Below are 17127 nucleotides of genomic sequence, written 5' to 3'. Positions count from 1 at the left end.
AAGCTAGTGAACGAGAATCAGGACAATAACCGATTGACTACTGTAATTAAGGTGGAACGGGATGAGAAACAATCTGGGCGCTATACGATATATTTCGAGCATGCTGAACCGTTAAACGTCCACGAAGATGTCATGATTAAATTCCGCCTGTTGAGAGGGTCGGAAGTATCGCTCGACTTCATGGAGGAGATCGTTCGAGCTGACGAGAAGAGTCGCGCTTATGTGCAGTCGTTGAAATATTTGCAACATAAGCCGCGAACAAGATCGGAAATCGCGAAGTATCTGCTTCAAAAGGCGTATGATGAAGGGATTATAGCTCAGGTCTTAGATCAATTAGAGCGGGAGTGGCTCGTTGATGACGCTGCATATGCGGAGCAATGGATGGAGCAGCGGGTAACACGCCACCACAAGGGCAGAAGATGGGTGCAGCATGAGCTGAAGCAGAAGGGCGTGCATGAACGGCATATCGCAAATGCGATGTCTGCGCTGGATCCGGATCAGGAATGGGCGAGTGCATTGGCGGCCGCCAAGAAGAAGTGGCGCCAGACGAGCGGAGAAACGCCGCTGCGGCGGCAGAAAGTAGCTGCTTATCTAGCGCGACGCGGCTATCCGATGGAGCTGTGCAGACGAGCAGCTAGTGAAGCAGCACAACATGTTGAAGCGGAAATGGAAGAATGAAGGCAAATCGACAAGGTATTGACTAGATTGCTTGACAATTTCTTTTCATCAAGACTAAAATAAGTATGTATCTTTATCCTATTGGGATCAATTTTTCCTTCCAAAAATTGATTTCAGATGATTCATTTCGCCAATGAATTATTTGTTTGATTGTCACCCCATGGTGACACCTGTGCATACACACAAGTATGTGCGGTAAAACCGGCTGTGAAGCCGTTCGTTTCATTTCATTATGACTTGGACATTGAAACACTTAGAAGAAGAACAACTTAACCCAAGCAATGCTTGGAGGAATCAACGGGGAGGTGAGGCAGAATGATGCAAATCTGGCTGTCGATCGTTCTCATTGTGATCGCATTGTTGTTGGGGTTTGGAATCGGGTATCTGATTCGCAAATTACTTGCGGAAGCGAAAATAACGAGTGCTGAGCACGCAGCGGAGCAAATTATGGAGACCGCTCGTAAAGAAGCGGAGGCACTGAAGAAAGAAGCGGTGCTGGAAGCGAAAGACGAGATCCATAAATTCCGCACGGAAGCGGAGAAAGATGTCCGCGAGCGCCGGAACGAAATTCAACGCTTGGAACGTCGCGTATTGCAGAAGGAAGAGTCGTTGGATAAGAAGTTAGAATCGCTGGAACGTAAAGAAGAACAACTGGGTAACAAAGAGAAGCGTATCGAACAAACACAAGAAGAAGTTGACCGTATTTGCCAGCAGCAGGTTACTGAGCTTGAACGTATATCGAACTTGACCATGGAGGATGCAAGACAGATTATCTTGACCAACGTGGAGCAAGAAGTACGTCATGAATCAGCACAGCTGATCAAGGAAATCGAATTGCAAGCGAAAGAAGAAGCGGACAAGCGTTCGCGAGAGATTATCACGACAGCGATTCAACGTTGTGCCGCCGACCACGTGGCTGAAACAACAGTATCTGTCGTAGCCTTGCCTAACGAAGAGATGAAAGGCCGTATTATCGGACGTGAAGGCCGCAATATTCGGGCATTGGAGACTCTCACGGGTATCGATCTTATTATCGATGATACTCCGGAAGCAGTTATCTTGTCCGGTTTCGACCCAATTCGCCGTGAAATTGCCCGTACTTCTCTAGAGAAGCTGGTTGCAGACGGACGTATTCACCCAGCTCGTATCGAAGAGATGGTTGAGAAGTCACGTAAAGAAGTGGATGAGCGAATTCGCGAGTATGGTGAACAAGCAACATTTGAGGTTGGGGTACATGGCTTGCATCCTGACATCATTAAGATACTTGGCCGCCTGAAGTTCCGTACCAGCTATGGTCAGAACGTACTCAAGCACTCTATGGAAGTGGCTTATCTTGCCGGACTCATGGCTGGCGAGCTTGGTCAAGACATTACATTGGCCAAGCGTGCAGGCTTGTTGCATGACATCGGTAAGGCATTGGATCACGAAGTGGAAGGATCACACGTTGAAATTGGCGTGGAGTTGGCGAAAAAGTATAAAGAACATCCAGTGGTTATCAATAGTATTGCATCCCACCATGGAGACTGCGAACCTACTTCAATCATTGCGATGCTTGTAGCAGCTGCAGATGCGCTTTCAGCAGCGCGTCCTGGTGCACGCCGTGAAACATTGGAAACCTACATCAAGCGTCTGGAGAAGCTTGAGGATATTTCCGAATCGTTTGATGGTGTTGAGAAGTCTTATGCCATTCAAGCCGGACGTGAAGTTCGCGTCATGGTGCAACCGGAAAAGATCGATGACAGCGAAGCATATCGTCTTGCTCGTGAAATTACGAAGAAGATTGAGAGTGAGCTTGATTATCCTGGGCATATTAAAGTCACCGTTATCCGCGAAACACGTGCGGTGGAATATGCGAAGTAAGTATTGATAGGACGAAGAGAAGTGGCCCTACTGGGCCACTTTTTTCGATATAATGGATATAATGAGCAATTGAGGAGCACAGTCAACTCGCGGTACGTAAGCTAATTGAGCATAACGTCCGCATGTACTTGAGCTCTCAAGGAGAGAAGTTTTACCTTTTGCAAGGGGGATTTAATCAAATGAAGGTTATGTTTATCGGCGACATCGTTGGCAATAAGGGACGCAGCGCCGTGAAGCTTCTGCTGCCTTCCTTAAAGCAGAAGCACAATCCGCATATCATAATTGCGAATGCGGAGAATGCAGCAGGCGGACGCGGTGTTACGTCAGCTATCATTAAAGAGTTTGCTGAGATGGGCATCCATGGATTTACGATGGGCAACCATACGTGGGATAACCGTGATATCTTCGAGTGGATCGATGATGAGAAGCGTCTCGTTCGACCAGCTAACTTTCCACCTGGTACTCCGGGTAACGGCGTAGCGACGATCAAAGCAAACGGCAAGGAATTGACGATTGTAAACCTGCAAGGTCGCACATTCCTACCCGCCATCGATTGTCCTTTCCGCAAGGCAGATGAAATTCTGGATGGCCTAGGCAAGAAACGCAAGGCAGTGCTGGTTGATTTTCATGCTGAAGCGACATCAGAGAAGATTGCGATGGGCTGGCATCTGGACGGCCGCGCATCTATTGTTGTAGGGACACATACGCATGTTCAGACGAACGATGATACCATTCTTCCAAATGGGACAGCGTATGTAACGGACGTCGGCATGGTCGGCTCCAAGGAAGGCGTGCTCGGTATGGAACGAGAAGCGGTGCTGCGGAAGTTTAAGACACAGCTGCCAGTTCGATTTGTCGTAGACGAAGGCAAGTGGATGTTCCATGCGGTAGTCGTCGAAATAGACGACGAGACAGGCCGTGCGAAGAAGTTTGAGAAGATTCGCATTCGTGAAGACGAATGGATCATGAGCTAGCACATATCTCGTATTCGTTCAAGAGAAGGAGCATACTGCCTCCTTCTCTTTTGCTTTATGTCATACACGGCAGAATATAATGAATCGAATGAGCTTCGTTCTTGCCGCGAATTTACGATAAATGGTCATGAAATGCTGTTTTGGAGCATACAAGTGAATCATAGCCATGAACGAGCATGCATTCGGGGGCCAGAAAGCTGTCGGGAACAGAGCCTCAGGACTGGAATGTTTACGAAATTCCCGAATATATTTTTGTGAATGGAGTCAGACCAACATGCCTGAGGAGGTACTTTCCATGGAAGTATTAAAGGTTTCAGCAAAATCCAATCCAAATTCGGTAGCGGGCGCGCTGGCAGGAGTGCTGCGTGAGCGAGGTGCTGCCGAACTGCAAGCGATCGGAGCAGGCGCCTTAAATCAGGCCATCAAAGCGGTTGCGATTGCTCGAGGATTCGTAGCGCCAAGCGGTGTCGATTTAATCTGTATACCGGCGTTTACCGATATTGTTATTGATGGCGAGGACCGGACGGCGATTAAGCTAATCGTTGAGCCTAGATAAGTAAAGAGCAGCAGGTGAGCGCAATTGATTCAAATGTGGTAACCTGTTTACTGTGTAAGCAGGTTTTTTGTTATGTCGGACATGCTGGTAAGGCATGTAAGAACACAACTCGAGCAGGAATGAACTAATCAGATGAAGGGGAATTGTTGAAATGAGAAGAGTAATCGATTTTCATTGTGATGTACTGTACAAGATGCTGTATCAAGGCAAGCTTGATTTCACTGAAGAAGCTTTGCTTGATGTGACGCTTCCGCGCTTAAAGCAGGGTAATGTCGGAATGCAGGTGATGGCTCTATTTCTAGAGCGCAACCTCATAACGGGTCCTCCGCGCTTCTCGCAGATTCTTAGAGCGATAGATTTATTCCGCGAGCAAATCCTGAAGCAGCCTAATGTAATGCCGATCCTTTCGAAAGAGGATGTGGATCAGTGGGAGCAGAATCCTGATAAGATCGGAATGATCCTGTCTCTTGAGGGGGTTGATGCGCTGGAAGGCGATCTCGTATACCTCCGTACGGCTCACGCGCTAGGAGTGCGGTTTGTAGGTTTATGCTGGAACGATGCCAACTGGGCTGTAGACGGCGCACAGGAACCGCGTAAAGGCGGGTTCTCAACTGATGGAATCGAGCTAATCCGTGAGTGCGATCGCTTAGGCCTTACTATGGATGTAAGCCATCTGAATGAGCGCGCGTTCTGGCAATTGCTAGAATTGACGGAGCGTCCGTTTATTGCATCCCACTCTAATTCAGCGCATGTGATGCCGCATGTGCGCAACCTTACGGATGAACAGGTGAGAGCGATCATCGAGCGCAACGGAAGAATTGGCATTACATATGTACCTTATTTTGTTACAGAGCAGGAGACAGCAGGAATCGATGATCTGATGCTTCATATAGATCGAATCTGTGAATTGGGCGGCCAAGACCACATTATGCTTGGTTCAGACTTTGACGGCATTGATCGCAAGATTACCGGACTCGAGCATGCGGGTCAGCACGGTAACTTGCTCGCTGCTGTTGAGCGCCGATACGGCTCTGATTTCGCAGATAAACTTGCATCGGGCAACGCTGTGAGATTTTTGAAGGAACAGCTGCCATCCCGCAACAATCTGTGAACGATTTGTGACTATTCATCTCGACACGATATTAAATCTATCGAATCTCGCTATTGAGGACAACCGAGAAAACGCTTGCTTTTTCCAACGGGCAGTCATAGAATGAGGATGACTCATGCATTTCTAATATTTTACTTGTAATATTATGGCGAATATTTGCGAATATGCACTGTCTCTTTCTTACTCGATCGAGGCAAATGCGAGTCAGCTTAAAGGAGTGGGCGAGCTTGATTAGTCAATTGTCATGGAAAATCGGGGGTCAGCAAGGGGAAGGCGTTGAAAGTACGGATCGTATCTTCTCTACAGCATTGAATCGCTTGGGCTATTATTTATACGGATACCGTCACTTCTCTTCCCGCATTAAGGGTGGACATACGAACAATAAGATTAGAATTAGTACAAAGCCGATTCGAGCGATCTCAGACGATCTAGACATACTAGTTGCTTTTGACCAAGAATCCATTGATTTGAACGCGCGCGAGCTGCGTCCTGGCGGCGTTGTCGTCGCTGATGCGAAGTTCAATCCAACTATACCAGCAGGTATAGATGCAAGATTGTTTGCTGTACCAATCACGGCAATCGCTGAAGATCTCGGAACATCTCTGATGAAGAACATGGTTGCCTCAGGCGCCTCTTGGGCACTGCTTGGGCTGCCAATTGAAGTATTTAACAAAGCGGTGGAAGAAGAATTCGGTCGCAAAGGTCCTGCTGTGGTAGAGAAGAACGTTGAAGCAGTGCGCCGCGGCGCGGAGTTCGTGCTTGAACAGGCGGGGGGGCCGCTTGAAGAGTTTAAGCTGGAGCCTGCTGACGGCAAGCAGAAGCTGTTCATGATCGGCAACGATGCGTTGGCGCTTGGTGCGCTTGCTGCAGGATGCCGAATCATGTCCGCATATCCAATCACACCTGCTTCTGAGATAATGGAATATTTGATTAAGCATCTGCCGAAGTTCGGTGGAACCGTCGTTCAGACGGAAGATGAGATTGCTGCATGTACGATGGCGATCGGCGCCAACTATGCGGGCGTACGTTCCATGACAGCTTCCGCTGGTCCTGGTCTGTCGCTCATGATGGAAGCGATCGGTCTGTCAGGTATGACCGAAACTCCGCTTGTAATCGTCAATACGCAGCGCGGAGGACCAAGTACCGGTCTGCCGACGAAGCAGGAGCAAAGTGACGTTAACGCTATGATCTACGGTACGCACGGTGAGATTCCTAAGATCGTAATCGCGCCAAGCTCTATCGAAGATTGCTTCTATGATATGATCGAAGCCTTCAACTTGGCAGAGAAATACCAATGTCCAGTTATCGTGCTGACAGACTTGCAGCTATCGCTAGGCAAGCAATCCTGTGATGCGCTTGATTATGAGCGCATCGTGATCGACCGCGGCAATCTTGTCAAGGATATGCCGGCATTGGAAGATAACGCACAGTTCAAGCGTTATGAATTCACGAAGGACGGTATCTCCCCACGTGTTCTGCCTGGCGAGAAGGGCGGTCTTCACCATGTAACCGGCGTAGAACACGACGAGACAGGCCGTCCATCCGAGAGCGCAATCAACCGCAAGAAGATGATGGATAAGCGTCTGCATAAGCTGGATGATCTTCAGGTTAGAGATGCGATCCGTGTGGATGCGCCATATGAGAATCCTGACGTCTTGATCGTAGGCATGGGCTCCACTGGCGGCACTATTGACCAGGCGAGATTGGTTATGGAACAGGACGGCTTGACGACGAACCATATTACGATTCGCCAGCTTTATCCGTTCCCGACAGAAGCATTCCGAGCGTATGCTGAGCGCGCGAATAGGATTGTCGTGCTTGAAAATAATGCGACAGGTCAATTGGCTAACCAGATCAAATTAAACGTTGGCTGCGCGGATAAGATCGAAAGCATCACGAAGTATGACGGTACGCCGTTCTTGCCAAGCGAAGTCTACAAACAAAGCAAGGAGTTGGTGAGCAATGGCAACATTTAAGGAGTTCCGCAACAATGTGAAGCCAAACTGGTGCCCTGGCTGTGGAGACTTTTCTGTGCAAGCTTCTATCCAACGTGCTGCTGCTAATGTTGGCTTAGAGCCTGAGAAATTAGCTGTCATCTCCGGTATCGGTTGCTCCGGTCGGATCTCAGGATATATTAACGCTTACGGTTTCCATACGATTCATGGCCGCTCGCTGCCGGTTGCTCAAGGCGTTAAGCTTGCCAACCGCGATCTTACGGTTATCGCTTCCGGCGGTGACGGAGACGGCTTCGCGATCGGCATGGGTCACACGATACATGCGATTCGCCGCAATATCAACATGACGTATATCGTTATGGATAATCAGATTTACGGCTTGACGAAGGGTCAAACGTCGCCTCGAAGCGCAGTTGGCTTCAAGACGAAGAGTACACCGGAAGGCTCGATCGAGTCGACATTGTCACCGCTCGAGATCGCGCTTGCATCAGGTGCTACTTTCGTAGCACAGTCGTTCTCAAGCGATCTGAAGCAGTTAACATCGCTGATCGAGCAAGGGATTCAGCATGAGGGCTTCTCCTTGATCAACGTGTTCAGCCCATGCGTAACCTTCAACAAGATCAATACGTATGACTGGTTCAAGGAAAATATCGTCAACCTGGATACGGTTGAAGGATACGATCCTACTAACCGTATAGGTGCGATGACGAAGCTGATGGAAACAAACGGTATGATTACCGGCTTGATCTATCAAGACAAGAACAAGAAGTCGTACGAAAACCAGATATCGGGCTTCCGTCAGGAGCCATTGGTGGAGCAAGATATTCAGATTTCACGGGAATCATTCGATAAATTATTAACAGAGTTCAAGTAATTGTTGGAAAAGGCATACGTCATGTGACGTATGCCTTGTTTATTTTTCAAATTAGCGTAGTATAATAGGTGTTGGTTTAACATAGAGAGATATTTGAGAGGTGGAAGTTTTATGAAAACCGTACCAGTCGGCGTATCCGCTCGTCACATTCATTTGACTCAAGAGCATGTAGAGAAATTGTTTGGAGCTGGATATCAATTAACAGAATTCAAACCGTTGTCCCAACCAGGACAATACGCAGCTAACGAAACTGTAGAAGTAATCGGTCCTAAAGGTTCCTTCAAGAAAGTTCGTATTCTTGGACCTGCTCGTCCTGCTTCCCAATTGGAAGTATCCCGCACGGATTCCTTTGCGCTTGGCGTTAAGGCACCGGTTCGTGAGTCCGGCAACACAGAAGGCACACCAGGAATTAAGCTTGTTGGCCCAGCAGGTGAAGTTGAGCTCGAAGAAGGCGTCATCGTTGCTGCTCGCCATATTCATTTCCATACATCTGATGCTGAGAAGTGGGGCATTCAAGATAAGCAGAAGCTGCGTGTACGCGTAGGTGGAGATCGCGGCGTTGTATTTGAGAACGTAATTGCACGCGTATCGCCTAACTTTGCGTTGGACATGCATATTGATACAGATGAAGCGAATGCTGCTGCTGTTAATAACGGCGACATGGCTGAAATTGTAGAATAATAATGGAACGCGCTGTACAAGGTGCGCTATGATTCAAGAAGGAGTTGCTCCAATAGGGGCGCTCCTTTTTGTCATTTTACAAACTAGAAATAAAAAAGGATGCGGATAAACGCAGTTCAAGCTGCGGCGTGGAATCCTATATGAATAAATGTTATAATTTGAAGGATGCTTAATTTGAAGTTTATGTGAATGATTAGAATGATATACCCTATACATGGAGAAGGAGTGACCATAGGAATGAGTCAAGAGAAGAAGGATTACTCCAAATATTTTGACTTTTCACAAGCGAAGGTAATCTCTGAGGACGAGACAGGCAAGAAGATTCGTCTGAACGGCCGTGAAATTCATATTATGTCAGAACCAAATCATAAGGAAGAGAAGAAGCGGGGCAAGCAAGCTGTACAAGTTCATTACGAAGAAGCAGTTCCCGAATCTCTGCGCAATATTGGTAACGGTAAGCGTTATCTTATCTATACATTTGGCTGCCAAATGAATGAGCATGATACGGAGACGATGAGCGGTCTTCTTGATGAGATGGGCTATGAGAAGACGACTGAACGAAAACTCGCGGATATTATCCTGCTGAATACGTGTGCGATCCGTGAAAACGCGGAAGACAAGGTATTTGGCGAGCTAGGTCACTTAAAGACGCTGAAGCTTGAACGCCCAGGCCTGATTCTTGGTGTATGCGGCTGTATGTCGCAGGAAGAGTCGGTTGTGAAGCGGATTATGCAGAAGCATCCATTTGTAGATATGATATTCGGAACACATAATATTCATAGATTGCCTTACTTGGTTCGCGATGCGCTGTTTAACAAGGAAATGGTGGTTGACGTATGGTCTAAGGAAGGCGACATTATTGAGAATCTGCCGAAGAAGCGTTCTGGGATGCGCGCTTGGGTGAACATTATGTACGGATGTGATAAGTTCTGTACATACTGCATTGTGCCATATACGCGTGGTAAAGAACGTAGCAGACGTCCAGAGGACGTAATTGCTGAGGTACGCGAACTGGCGCGTCAAGGTTATAAAGAAATTACACTGCTCGGTCAAAATGTGAACGCCTATGGCAAGGACTTCGAAGACATTACGTATCGACTTGGCGACTTGATGGACGATATTCGCAAGATCGACATCCCTCGAATTCGTTTCACAACCTCGCATCCACGTGACTTTGATGATCACTTAATCGAGGTGCTGGCGAAGCGAGGGAATCTTGTTGAGCATATCCATCTTCCCGTTCAATCTGGCAGCAGCGCGGTATTGAAAAAGATGAGCCGAAAGTACGACCGCGAGTTGTTCCTGACACTAGCTGGCAAGATTAAAGCGGCTATCCCAGATGTAGTTCTGACCACGGATATCATAGTAGGATTTCCCGGCGAAACGGATGAACAGTTTGAGGAAACGATAACGCTTGTTAAGGAAGTAGGATTTGACTTTGCTTTCACCTTCATCTACTCACCGCGAGAAGGTACTCCTGCTGCAGGTATGGAAGATAATGTGCCGATGGATGTGAAGAAGGCGCGTCTACAGCGTTTAAACGACGTCATGCAGGAGCTCAGCCGTAAGAGCAATGATAATATGCTCGGTCAGACGGTAGAGGTGCTTGTTGAGAGCGAGAGCAAGAACAATGCTGAGGTATTGTCTGGACGAACGCGCACGAATAAGCTAGTACACTTTACAGGCGGTAAGGAATTGATTGGCCAATTCGTTCATGTCAAAATTAGTGAAATAAAGTCGTTTTACATCAAGGGCGAGCTTGTCACAGAACCGATGCAAAAGAGTTCTTAAATATTTAGGGAAAATCAGTTACAATGGAGATAAATGTCATATCCTCCTCGGGGGAAGACTCTTGAATGAGATGGGAGAGGTTCTCGTTGGCTGACCAAGAACAGCATTCGCACCGCGATCATGATCACGATCATGACCATATGAACTGTGATGTTCCTAAGTTCAACACTCGCGACCTGTTGGTGCGAGAAGATATTATGGAGAAGGCTAAGCATCTTGCGGATCTGATCCTCACCACGGATGAAGTGAAGCATTTCCAACAAGCGGAGAAGCAGATTCAAGCGCATACTCACTTACAGGAAGTCATTGCCCAGCTGAAGAAGAAACAGAAGGAGATTGTCGCCTTCGAATCGTTTCAGAATAAGCAGATGGTGGAGAAGATTGAGGGGGAGATCAGCGCCCTGCAGGATGAAATAGACAACATTCCACTCGTCGTAGAATTTCAGCAGAGCCAGACCGATGTCAATTACTTGCTGCAGATGATCATGTCTGTAATCCGTGATACAGTGGCTGAGAAGATTGAGGTTGAGCAGGCGAAGGTTGAAGAACCGACTGAATGCGACTAATATAGTAAGACAGAAAAAGGCGATTGAGGGGACTCAATCGTCTTTCTCTTTACATAACAAGCTATTTCATATGATTCAGCAGCGAAACCACAAATGATCCATCAAGCAAGCATTTTACGAAATTCCGCAGTCAGAAGCGGCACAATCTCGAATAGATCTCCCACGATGCTGTAATCAGCTACTTGGAAGATGGGTGCATTAGGATCTGTATTAATGGCTACGATTACTCGTGAATGGCTCATGCCTGCCAAATGTTGAATAGCTCCGCTGATCCCGCAAGCAAAATAAATCTCCGGAGTGACAACCCTGCCAGTCTGCCCGATCTGAATGGAACGGTCGCAATAGCCGGCATCGCAGGCACCGCGAGTGGCACCTACAGCACCGTTCAGTACGAGTGCCAGCTGTTCTAGCGTCTTGAAGCCCTCAGCACTCCTAACGCCTCTGCCGCCGGAAATAATAATCTTGGCTTCCGATAGATTTACGGAACCAGTCATTCGTTGGACGACATGTTTAACTGTCGTACGAAGCGAGACTGCAGGCAATTGAAGTTTGGTGATGTTAGTAGTAGCGGGCATATCGCTCCCTGTTATGGACTGCAGCCTATGAACTGGAGCTAAGCTACTAGGCTGAATATTAATGATACATGGCTTGGTATCATGCTTGAGATAGTAGGATACAAGTTCTTTTCCAGCACGGCTCGGATGTACAATCTCCCAACTGGATTCCAACCTGCGAACATCGACAGCATCGGATATTAGACTTGCATGTGTATTTGAGGCTAACATCGGGGCTAGCTCACGTCCCATTGCTGTATTGCCGAATAACAGAATGTCCGGTTTATACTTGTCGTAAAATGTGCATATTGCCGAAAAGTAAATATCGGATTCATAATATTTGAAGGATTCATCATCAGCAAGCACGAGCTGGTGAATGCCAAGAGCTTCAAGCTGTGCAGCAGGTTCTTGCAGTCGATATCCTACGAGCAATGCGATAATTCGATCACCTTGTTCATATAGTTGCTCTGCTGCCTGCATCGCCTCGAATGTAACCTGTCGAAGCTGTTGACCTCTCATTTCTGCGATCACAGCGATACTGCGTCCCATGGCTAGACACGCTCCTTTAACTTACATCGGATATGAAAGACTCGCTTCTTGCATCTGCACATGTTATTACTAATCCTTCTTTACTCTTTGTCAAAAATATATGCATCGTACAGGCGAACATTTCTGTTGCGGCGTATTAATTGTCTATTCCTAACATAAGCATCAACATACGTAATTATAGTGAGAAAGCCCACATCAGCCGTTTTTTTTTGAGCTTTAATGACTAGTCTTACGCTCACTCCAATGAATTCCATTTATTACTATTATCACGATTTCTGATTCCAGTATAACGCTTTTTGCGGGGAGTGAAAGTAGGCATAACCGATAATATGTGTGATTTACGATTTATTTCACAATTGAATATGAGAGCGTTTACAGAATGGATTGCCATAATTCATTCTTATCTAAATGAAGGTGAAGGGGGAAGTCGGATTTATATGCTGCATTAGCGTCAACAACGGATGTATGCATGTTCATTTGAAGATGGGTAGAAGATTATAGCCGTACGCACGGCGGGGGAGTGAAGCTGCATGTATGGAGAAAGACCTTGGTTAGGTCATTATCCTCCAGAGGTCGCACATTCATATGAATATCCCAATGACAATCTTGCACAATTACTCGTGAATACAGCTGAACAATTTCCTCAACATGACGCACTTGACTTTCTAGGCAAGCGAATGAGCTATGAGCAGGTTCTGGAGGGTGCCTACAGATTTGCAGATGGTTTGATAAATTTAGGGGTAAAAAAGGGTGACCGTGTAGCGCTGATGCTGCCGAACTGTCCGCAAATGCTCATTTCGTATTATGGTACTCTTATGATGGGCGGAATCGTCGTGATGACCAATCCCCTCTACGTTGAAGGTGAATTATCTCACCAGCTTCGCGATTCCGGCGCAGTCGCCATCGTAACGCTTGATCAGTTGTTCGAGCGTGTCAATAATGTCCGCAAGCTGACCAATGTAGAGCATGTTATCGTTGGCTCGATTGCTGAATATTTGCCATTTCCTAAAAATATGCTATACAAAATAAAGGCTAAAAAGGACGGTCAAAAGCTGGATGTGCCTGAACTTCCGTACGTGCACCGTTTTCGTTCTTGGCTAAGCAAACAGAAGCCTGTCGAGGCTTGTATTGAGGTAGACGGTGAGAACGATATCGCAATGCTTCAATATACAGGTGGCACTACAGGTGTAGCGAAAGGGGTCATGCTGACTCACAAGAACCTCATGTCCAATACGATCCAAGCGACAAATTGGTTCTATAAAGCAAGGCCTGGAAAAGAAGTGTTTCTCGGTGCACTGCCCTGCTTCCATGTGTTTGGCTTAACCGTGCTCTTGAATCAAGCGGTATACATTGCAGGGGAACTCGTCTTGCTGCCGCGGTTTGATGTCAAAACAGTACTAACGCAAATACAGAAGAAGAAGGCTACGATATTCCCGGGAGCTCCGACGATGTATATCGCGATTAACCACGCTAAAGATATTAAATCATATGATATCAGCTCGATACGAGCATGTGTCAGCGGGTCCGCGCCGCTGCCTGTCGAAGTACAAGAAACATTCGAATCGTTGAGTGGAGGGCGACTGATCGAAGGATTTGGATTGACGGAAGCCTCCCCAATCACACATGCCAATAATATATGGGGTTATCGCAAGATCGGCTCTGTCGGGATACCTTTCCCAGATACAGAAGCGGCGATCGTAAACTCGGAGACCGGCGAAGAGCTTCCGGTTGGAGAGATCGGTGAATTAATCGTTCGCGGACCGCAGGTAATGAAGGGGTATTGGCAGCGTCCAGAGGATACGGCTGCCGTGCTGCGCAATGGATGGCTGTATACAGGCGATATGGGCCGCATGGATCAAGAAGGCTTCTTCTATATCGTGGATCGCAAGAAGGATATGATCAATGCGAGCGGCTTCAAGGTGTACCCTCGCGACGTTGAAGAGGTGCTGTTCGAGCACCCTGATGTGAAGGAGGCTGTTGTCATCGGGGTTCCTGATCCGTATCGCGGTGAAACAGTGAAGGCATTCATCGTCTTGAAGGACGACGCGAAGCTCACCAAGGAGCAGGTCATGGCTTGGTGCCGCGGCAGGCTGGCAGCTTTCAAGGTTCCACGCATCGTGGAGTTCAGGAGCGAATTGCCAAAGACGATGATCGGTAAAGTACTCAGGCGTAAGTTAATTGAAGAGGAACTCGCGAACAATAATAAGGATTCTCCAACTTGAATGGACGTGAAGCAGCAAGTTGAAGTAAAATATAAGATGATAGTTTGTTGAAACTGCCCTGTAAACCGGTCGTATCACAGCGACCGGTTCGTGTTGTTCAGGGAAGGAGTTAAGAATTGGGGGATCGTAGGGATATGATGCAAGAGAGTAATGTGAAAGCGACGGATATGGTTGCCAAGATTCACGAAATTGAAGAGCAGGCTAAGGATACGTTTTGGGGGTACTTAGGTTGTAAGATTGTTGAACTGAATGAGCAGGAAGCGATTGTCAGCATGGAGGTTAAACCGCATCACTTAAATATGATGGGGCTCGTAAATGGCGGCGTAACCGCTTCGCTGATCGACAATACGTTTGGGATGCTCGGTGTGGCCGCTCGTCCGGAATATTCTATGGTGACAAGCGATCTTAATCTTAACTATGTTGCACCGTTTACAGAGGGAACTTTATTCGTGAAGGCCCATATTGTACATGCTGACAATCGGACGCTAACTTGCTATGCCACAGTAAGCGATGAACAAGGCCGTATAGGTACGATAGGAACAGGAACCTTCCGAGCTAAGCGCAAGTGATTGCGGCTAGGTTGACAATTTGTTCTGATTTGCCATAATAACGGTAACATCATTTGTTAGATAATAACAGCCTTTAGGCGAAGGAGCTGCTAGTTATGAAAGCTTTAATCGTCGTAGATTACACCTATGATTTTGTGATCGGAAAGCTGCCTTGCGGCGATCCAGCAGTAGCTATTGAACAGCGGATTGCCGAATTGACGGAGCAATATGCATCTAACGGTGACTTTGTCGTTATGGCAGTTGATGTTCATGATGAGAATGATGCATTTCATCCTGAAACGAAGCTGTTTCCACCGCATAATATACGCGGAACATCGGGACGTGATCTGTACGGTAAGCTGAAGGAAGTGTACGACCAGTATCAGGACAGCATCTATTGGATGGATAAGACTCGGTACAGCGCTTTTTGCGGTACTGATCTCGATATGCGGCTGCGGGCGCTGGGTGTGAAGGAACTGCACATCGTTGGCGTGTGCACGGATATCTGTGTTCTCCACACAGCAATAGAAGCTTACAATCTAGGTTATACAATCGTTATCCACGAAGATGCTGTAGCCAGCTTCAATGATCAAGCGCATCATTGGGCATTGCAGCATTTTCGCAATACATTGGGCGCTGAGGTTGTGAGCGGCTGAAGAGCCAAGCCCAACAGATAAGCAGAAAGAAGGGACTTCTATGAATATGTCCATGGCGCTGCACACCGACAAATATCAAATCAACATGATGTACGCCCATTGGAAAAATGGTACTCACGAGCAGTGGTCGGTATTTGAAGCGTTTTTCCGCAAGATGCCGTTCGGCAATGGTTACGCTGTATGTGCTGGACTGGAGCGCATCATTGAGTACATTGAAAATCTTCGCTTCACAGATGAAGACATCGAATATTTGCGTGAGCAGGAAGAAATGTATGATGATGCATTTTTGGAAGAGCTGCGCACATTCCGATTTACGGGGCACTTGGATGCTGTACGGGAAGGTACGCTCGTATTCGCGAATGAGCCGCTGCTGCGTATAGAGGGCCGCATATTCGAAACTCAGCTGATCGAAACAGCGCTGCTGAATTTTATGAACTACCAGACGCTGATTGCCACGAAAGCTTCACGCATTAAGCAGGTTGCAAAGGACGATATCCTCATGGAATTCGGTACTCGCCGTGCACAGGAAGCAGATGCTGCGCTGTGGGGTGCTCGAGCCGCATACCTGGCTGGATTTCATGCGACTTCAAATATGCTCGCTGGGCGGTTGTTCGGTATTCCAACGAAGGGTACTCACGCACATGCTTGGGTGCAAAGTTTCACAAATGAGCTTGAGGCATTCCGTAAATATGCTGAAGCGCTGCCTAATCAGGTCACACTGCTTGTGGATACATATGACACGCTGCACAGCGGAATTCCGAACGCGATAGAGATCGCTCGCGAGCTTGAGAAGCAAGGCAAGCGGCTGCTCTCTATTCGTTTGGACAGCGGCGATCTGTCGTATCTGTCGATTGAAGCGCGCCGTATGCTGGACGAAGCAGGCCTGCAGGATGTGAAGATCGTAGCTTCGAACGATCTGGATGAGCATACGATCTCGGATCTGAAGATGCAGGGCGCGAAGATTACGAGCTGGGGTGTCGGCACACAGCTTATCACGGCAGCTGACCAGCCGTCTCTTGGCGGTGTATATAAACTTGTTGAACGTGAAGTGAACGGGAAGATGGAGCCGACGATCAAGATATCGGCGAATCCTGAGAAGGTTATCTATCCTGGCAAGAAGGATGTATATCGAATCATTCATCCGAAGAAGAGGAAAGCGATCGCGGATTATATCTGTCTCGCTGGAGAGCAGGATGTTGAGCAGCGATCTCGTCTCAAGCTGTTCGATCCGCTTCATCCCTACATGCATAAGTACGTGGACAACTATGATTATATTCGATTGCTGACGCCGATCTTCCGTGAAGGGGAGCTTGTGTATGAGCGGCCTTCACTCGAAGAGATTCGTGAGCATCATAAGAACCAGATCAATATGTTCTGGTCGGAATATTTGCGCAAGACGAATCCTGAACCGTATCATGTGGATTTTAGTACTAGAGCATGGCAGCTGAAGCGGGATATGATTGAGCTGTATGTACAGGAGAAAGAGCAGCTGCGAGCGCTGCGTCAAGACGATACTGATGAAGCGGATGATGAGGAGTTGTCTTAACATAAG

At 47.4% G+C, this 17127-nt stretch carries 15 protein-coding genes; 14 read left to right on the top strand and 1 reads right to left on the bottom strand.

The features are described 5' to 3' along the window. The first annotated feature begins 6 nt into the window (after positions 1-6). The 10 genes from ACXX53_RS08450 (at position 7) to ACXX53_RS08405 (ending at position 11046) form a co-directional block, all read left to right on the top strand. The gene (locus ACXX53_RS08450; RefSeq protein WP_458568183.1) at positions 7-678 is read left to right on the top strand and encodes a regulatory protein RecX; all 672 of its coding nucleotides are present in this window, start codon (positions 7-9) and stop codon (positions 676-678) included. A 315-nt stretch (positions 679-993) separates the two neighbouring features. Continuing rightward, complete coding sequence (gene rny, locus ACXX53_RS08445; protein WP_458568182.1) at positions 994-2538, top strand: ribonuclease Y; 1545 nt, start codon at positions 994-996, stop codon at positions 2536-2538. A 179-nt stretch (positions 2539-2717) separates the two neighbouring features. Then, complete coding sequence (locus tag ACXX53_RS08440) at positions 2718-3512, top strand: TIGR00282 family metallophosphoesterase (RefSeq protein WP_458568181.1); 795 nt, start codon at positions 2718-2720, stop codon at positions 3510-3512. Positions 3513-3807: 295 nt separating this feature from the next. Then, on the top strand, positions 3808-4068 hold the full coding sequence (locus ACXX53_RS08435) for a stage V sporulation protein S (protein WP_006286829.1): 261 nt from the start codon (positions 3808-3810) through the stop codon (positions 4066-4068). A 151-nt stretch (positions 4069-4219) separates the two neighbouring features. After that, positions 4220-5179 carry a dipeptidase gene (locus tag ACXX53_RS08430; RefSeq protein ID WP_458568180.1) on the top strand — a complete coding sequence of 320 codons (960 nt, stop codon included), beginning with the start codon at positions 4220-4222 and terminating at the stop codon, positions 5177-5179. A gap of 227 nt (positions 5180-5406) precedes the next feature. Next, positions 5407-7155 (top strand): 2-oxoacid:acceptor oxidoreductase subunit alpha, encoded by a 1749-nt coding sequence (locus tag ACXX53_RS08425; RefSeq protein ID WP_458568179.1) that lies wholly within the window; start codon positions 5407-5409, stop codon positions 7153-7155. After that, positions 7142-8008 carry a 2-oxoacid:ferredoxin oxidoreductase subunit beta gene (locus ACXX53_RS08420; protein ID WP_458568178.1) on the top strand — a complete coding sequence of 289 codons (867 nt, stop codon included), beginning with the start codon at positions 7142-7144 and terminating at the stop codon, positions 8006-8008. The genes ACXX53_RS08425 and ACXX53_RS08420 overlap by 14 nt, the downstream gene beginning before the upstream one ends. A gap of 111 nt (positions 8009-8119) precedes the next feature. Further along, positions 8120-8689 (top strand): phosphate propanoyltransferase, encoded by a 570-nt coding sequence (gene pduL / locus ACXX53_RS08415; protein WP_458568177.1) that lies wholly within the window; start codon positions 8120-8122, stop codon positions 8687-8689. A gap of 237 nt (positions 8690-8926) precedes the next feature. After that, on the top strand, positions 8927-10480 hold the full coding sequence (gene miaB / locus ACXX53_RS08410) for a tRNA (N6-isopentenyl adenosine(37)-C2)-methylthiotransferase MiaB (protein ID WP_458568176.1): 1554 nt from the start codon (positions 8927-8929) through the stop codon (positions 10478-10480). 65 nt (positions 10481-10545) lie between these two features. Next, the gene (locus tag ACXX53_RS08405) at positions 10546-11046 is read left to right on the top strand and encodes a RicAFT regulatory complex protein RicA family protein (RefSeq protein WP_458568175.1); all 501 of its coding nucleotides are present in this window, start codon (positions 10546-10548) and stop codon (positions 11044-11046) included. A gap of 101 nt (positions 11047-11147) precedes the next feature. On the opposite strand, the gene ACXX53_RS08400 is transcribed toward ACXX53_RS08405, so the two are convergent. Beyond that, positions 11148-12149, bottom strand: a complete 1002-nt coding sequence (locus tag ACXX53_RS08400) for an electron transfer flavoprotein subunit alpha/FixB family protein (RefSeq protein ID WP_458568174.1) — start codon at positions 12147-12149, stop codon at positions 11148-11150. A 530-nt stretch (positions 12150-12679) separates the two neighbouring features. On the opposite strand from ACXX53_RS08400, the gene ACXX53_RS08395 reads away from it, so the two are divergent. From ACXX53_RS08395 to ACXX53_RS08380, 4 genes are all read left to right on the top strand, one after another. Continuing rightward, entirely contained in the window at positions 12680-14371 is a 1692-nt protein-coding gene (locus ACXX53_RS08395) for a long-chain-fatty-acid--CoA ligase (protein ID WP_458568173.1), read from the top strand. 116 nt (positions 14372-14487) lie between these two features. After that, a complete protein-coding gene (locus ACXX53_RS08390; RefSeq protein ID WP_458568172.1) occupies positions 14488-14940 on the top strand; it encodes a PaaI family thioesterase in 453 nt (150 codons plus the stop codon). Between the two features lie 95 nt (positions 14941-15035). Then, a complete protein-coding gene (locus ACXX53_RS08385; protein WP_458568171.1) occupies positions 15036-15575 on the top strand; it encodes a cysteine hydrolase family protein in 540 nt (179 codons plus the stop codon). A 40-nt stretch (positions 15576-15615) separates the two neighbouring features. Continuing rightward, the gene (locus tag ACXX53_RS08380; RefSeq protein WP_458568170.1) at positions 15616-17121 is read left to right on the top strand and encodes a nicotinate phosphoribosyltransferase; all 1506 of its coding nucleotides are present in this window, start codon (positions 15616-15618) and stop codon (positions 17119-17121) included. Positions 17122-17127 lie beyond the last annotated feature (6 nt).

Source organism: Paenibacillus marinisediminis (assembly GCF_054343325.1).
This window is presented reverse-complemented; position numbering and strand designations above follow the sequence as displayed.

Bases quoted from the DNA above. Each gene is read 5' to 3' on its own strand.
- ACXX53_RS08380 (WP_458568170.1), top strand. From the start codon at position 15,616: ATGAATATGTCCATGGCGCTGCACACCGACAAATATCAAATCAACATG.
- ACXX53_RS08420 (WP_458568178.1), top strand. From the start codon at position 7,142: ATGGCAACATTTAAGGAGTTCCGCAACAATGTGAAGCCAAACTGGTGC.
- ACXX53_RS08440 (WP_458568181.1), top strand. From the start codon at position 2,718: ATGAAGGTTATGTTTATCGGCGACATCGTTGGCAATAAGGGACGCAGC.
- miaB (WP_458568176.1), top strand. From the start codon at position 8,927: ATGAGTCAAGAGAAGAAGGATTACTCCAAATATTTTGACTTTTCACAA.
- ACXX53_RS08405 (WP_458568175.1), top strand. From the start codon at position 10,546: ATGAGATGGGAGAGGTTCTCGTTGGCTGACCAAGAACAGCATTCGCAC.
- pduL (WP_458568177.1), top strand. From the start codon at position 8,120: ATGAAAACCGTACCAGTCGGCGTATCCGCTCGTCACATTCATTTGACT.
- ACXX53_RS08435 (WP_006286829.1), top strand. From the start codon at position 3,808: ATGGAAGTATTAAAGGTTTCAGCAAAATCCAATCCAAATTCGGTAGCG.
- rny (WP_458568182.1), top strand. From the start codon at position 994: ATGATGCAAATCTGGCTGTCGATCGTTCTCATTGTGATCGCATTGTTG.
- ACXX53_RS08430 (WP_458568180.1), top strand. From the start codon at position 4,220: ATGAGAAGAGTAATCGATTTTCATTGTGATGTACTGTACAAGATGCTG.
- ACXX53_RS08395 (WP_458568173.1), top strand. From the start codon at position 12,680: ATGTATGGAGAAAGACCTTGGTTAGGTCATTATCCTCCAGAGGTCGCA.
- ACXX53_RS08400 (WP_458568174.1), bottom strand. From the start codon at position 12,149: ATGGGACGCAGTATCGCTGTGATCGCAGAAATGAGAGGTCAACAGCTT.
- ACXX53_RS08385 (WP_458568171.1), top strand. From the start codon at position 15,036: ATGAAAGCTTTAATCGTCGTAGATTACACCTATGATTTTGTGATCGGA.